The 3407-nt window shown below is 52.2% G+C and carries 4 protein-coding genes and 1 other RNA gene; 4 read left to right on the top strand and 1 reads right to left on the bottom strand.

Features of this window, described 5'->3' with window-relative positions:
* The 4 genes from ssrA to ACPGUT_RS15810 form a co-directional block, all read left to right on the top strand.
* Nucleotides 1-195, top strand: a transfer-messenger RNA (tmRNA) gene (ssrA, locus tag ACPGUT_RS15825); the annotation flags it as partial.
* Between the two features lie 130 nt (nt 196-325).
* Nucleotides 326-1147 carry a chromate resistance protein ChrB domain-containing protein gene (locus tag ACPGUT_RS15820; RefSeq protein WP_423993049.1) on the top strand — a complete coding sequence of 274 codons (822 nt, stop codon included), beginning with the start codon at nt 326-328 and terminating at the stop codon, nt 1145-1147.
* Entirely contained in the window at nt 1144-2427 is a 1284-nt protein-coding gene (gene chrA / locus ACPGUT_RS15815) for a chromate efflux transporter (RefSeq protein WP_423993047.1), read from the top strand. Before ACPGUT_RS15820 ends, chrA begins: the two co-directional genes overlap by 4 nt.
* Before the next feature lie 119 nt (nt 2428-2546).
* Entirely contained in the window at nt 2547-3038 is a 492-nt protein-coding gene (locus tag ACPGUT_RS15810; protein ID WP_423993045.1) for an SspB family protein, read from the top strand.
* Nucleotides 3039-3096: 58 nt separating this feature from the next.
* Here the strand turns inward: ACPGUT_RS15810 and ACPGUT_RS15805 are convergent.
* A partial coding sequence (locus ACPGUT_RS15805) for an AEC family transporter (RefSeq protein ID WP_423993043.1) occupies nt 3097-3407 on the bottom strand: 311 nt, incomplete at its 5' end.

The raw sequence follows: 3407 nt of genomic DNA, 5'->3' as shown, positions 1-3407 counted from the left end.
ACGGACGTCTAAAGGGGTTAGCTTTGTTTCGGTGAGATACCACCGTTATCGGTTCGATTTAAGCTAGTTGCAAATGACAACAAAGCTCCGGCAATGGCTCTGGCTGCGTAAGCAGTTCGGGTCGCCGAAACTAAGCCCCTTCGCCTAGCCGCGTTGGGCGGGGTCCGCAGGTACCTGGCAACAGAAACCTGCACCTTACCCAATATTCCCCTCTACACTTGACCTTGGTACGTTCCTTTGCGACACAGACATATGGGGAACATTGCGAATACCCCGTGAGGCCCTGGTCAAAGTTTCGCATCCCAGCCCTAAAAAGGAGGATGCCATGCCTGCGCCTAATGAAATCACACCTCAACAGCTGTTCAGACTGATCGGTACAGCAGATGCTCCAGACATCTTCGATGTTTGTCTTCGTGAAGATTTCGAACAAGATCCGCGCATTATTCCCGGAGCAACCCGTCAATCACATCTCGATCTTACAAGCAGTACAAGCCAATGGAACGGCCGGCATGTGGTTGTAAGTTGTTGGCAAGGCAAGAAACTGTCTCAAGGAACGGCCGCTTATCTGCGCAGTTGCGGCGCATATGCTGAATACCTGCAAGGCGGGAACCAAGGCTGGGCGGGGAGGGAACTCCCAATGATCCCCCTATCAAAAATCCCGTTCATCCCACACCAAAACACACTCTGGGTAACCCGGCATCGCCCACGTGTAGATCGCATTGCCTGCGCGTGGCTCATCCGTCGGTTTGTGGATCAAAACGCACGTTTCCTGTTTGTGACGCCTTCCGAAGTCTTGGGCGTAGCGGACCGTTTTTCTGCTACGCCATTTGATGTTGAAAACACGTTTTGGGGACATCGGGGTGTCGCTGGTGAATTCTGCACTTTTGACACGATGGTGGATGAATTTGGCCTTCACTGCGCCGCGCTAGATCGACTTGCCATCGTGGTGCGTGCAGCCGATACCAACAGGCACGACCTGCACCCCGCGGCCGCAGGTCTCTTGGCAATGTCTGTTGGGCTATCGCGCCAGTATAAGGACGATATAGAACAGCTAAATGCGGCAATGCCCCTGTATGATGCCTTGTACCGTTGGGCACGTGACGGGTTCGAAGAAGAACACAGTTGGGCCTCGGAGAAAAAACAATGAACAACAGCCCGATTTCATACCGAAATTTGTTCCACGTCTTTGGGCGCATTGGCCTGATGTCTTTTGGCGGCCCTGCTGCGCAAATCGCACTTATGCATCGAGAGCTTGTGGAAGAACGCCCCTGGTTGGATGAAAACAGTTTTCTGAATGCCCTGTCCTTTTGCATGTTGTTACCAGGCCCCGAAGCGATGCAACTGGCCACTTGGGCAGGCTGGAAAAAGCGTGGCATTCTGGGCGGATTGATCGCCGGTAGCCTGTTTGTCATTCCAGGTGCCATCATGGTACTGGCCCTTGCTTTGGCCTATGCATATTTCGGCAATCTTCCCGTGGTTCAAAGCATTTTTCTGGGCGTGAAAGCCGCCGTTGTGGTGATCGTAATCGAAGCCCTGATCAAAGTATCCCGCCGGGCCTTTGGTCAAGAAAGCAGTCTGTCCGCGGTACAATGTAGGATCATTGCAGGCCTTAGTTTTGCGGGTATTTTTGCTCTGAACTTGCCATTTCCATTCATTATTCTTCTTGCAGGCCTTTGGGGCTATGCGATGGGCGGAACACAGATTGATCCGCCCAAGACACATCAGGCGCAGCGCCCTCGTCATACAGCTTGGGTTCTTCTGATTGGCGGCCTTATCTGGGCCCTGCCCTTTGCTTTCGTTGCGATAAGCGACATGGCCCCTTTCCTAGCGAACAGCGGTATCTTTTTCTCTAAGCTCGCCGTCGTCACATTTGGTGGGGCCTATGCTGTGCTGGCCTATATGACGCAGGAAGTGGTCAGTACCTACAATTGGTTAACAACCGGTGAAATGCTGGATGCTCTGGGCCTTGCCGAAACCACTCCTGGTCCATTGATCCTTGTCACCGAATTTGTCGCAGCCGTTGCAGGGCAGAAACAGGGCGGAGTATCCCTTGCCATTGCAAATGCGGCACTGACATTATGGGTAACATTTGTGCCTTGTTTCATCTGGATCTTTGCCAGCGCCCCCTGGCTGGAACGCATCATGGCATATCCACGCTTGCGCACAGCTCTGCGTGCGATCACGGCCGCAGTTGTTGGTGTTATAGCCAATCTTTCTGTGTGGTTCGCGGTTCATGTTTTTTTTGATCAGGTCACAACGACGAACTTCGGCTTTGTCAGCGTGCTGACGCCAAGCCTGAACAGCATCAATCTGATCGCATGTGGCCTCACCCTTTTGGCTAGTGTCATGCTATTGTGGCGAAAGTGGAACTTGCTTCTTGTTTTACTGATTATGGGCATCGCGGGCTTCATGACAGGTTTTCTGTGACCCTACCCAAACGTTTTACATCCAAAAAAACTCCTGACGCGGGGCTACCATTCGCGCAGGAATCAATTATGATCAAGACAGGTTCCGGTAAATTCCGGCAAATAAAACAGAGATAAAACATGCCCGAGACCCCGGAAAACGATGTTATTGATTATGGAAATCTGATGCATGACGCCCTGCGCGTTCTGATCCGAAAAGTGCTTACAGATGTATCTGAGCGGGGCCTGCCCGGGGATCACCACTTTTTCATTACCTTTGACACAACCCACCCAGACGTCGAAATCGCGGACTGGCTGCAGGAACGTTATCCTGGCGAAATGACCGTTGTCGTTCAGCACTGGTTTGACGGCCTTGAAGTGGGTGACAAAGGGTTTTCCATCACCCTTAACTTTGGTGAACAGCCCGAACCACTTTACATTCCTTGGGACGCGCTTGTGACTTTCGTGGATCCTTCGGTTGAATTTGGCCTGCGCTTTGAATCCCATCAGGATGATGATGATCCCGATCCGGAAGATGAAGACATTCCAGAGGCGCCAATGGAAGAAGATGCCGAAAGCGATGACACCCCGCATGAGGCAGAAGTTGTCAGCTTGGATGCCTTCCGCAAATAATACAGGCAATCTTTTCAGAACGCCCTGCCTGATACGCAGGGCGTTTTTGTTTTCTGGGTTAGTTCATCGGCAGCATGTACAACAATCCAGGCAGAACCAGCATTCCAGCAATAGCCTGCCATGTCATAATATCAGCATATAGCCCGGCATTGCCCCCCATTCTGCGCGCGATAATGTATCCATTTGCAGCTGCGGGCACCGCCATCACCATGGCTCCGATCAGCAATTGCAAGGGTTCAAGCCCTATGAAACGTCCGAGGGCGATAAAGATCACTGGCGTCAAAACCGGACGCAACACCAACCCCACCCAAACAAGAACACCCGCACGCAGAAGACGGCGAAAGGTGATGCCTGCGCCAACAGCAAGCA

This window comes from Halocynthiibacter sp. (genome assembly GCF_049608145.1).
Lineage (GTDB): Bacteria > Pseudomonadota > Alphaproteobacteria > Rhodobacterales > Rhodobacteraceae > Halocynthiibacter.
The sequence above is the reverse complement of the archived record's forward strand: the minus strand, read 5'-3'. Positions and strand labels throughout refer to the sequence as shown.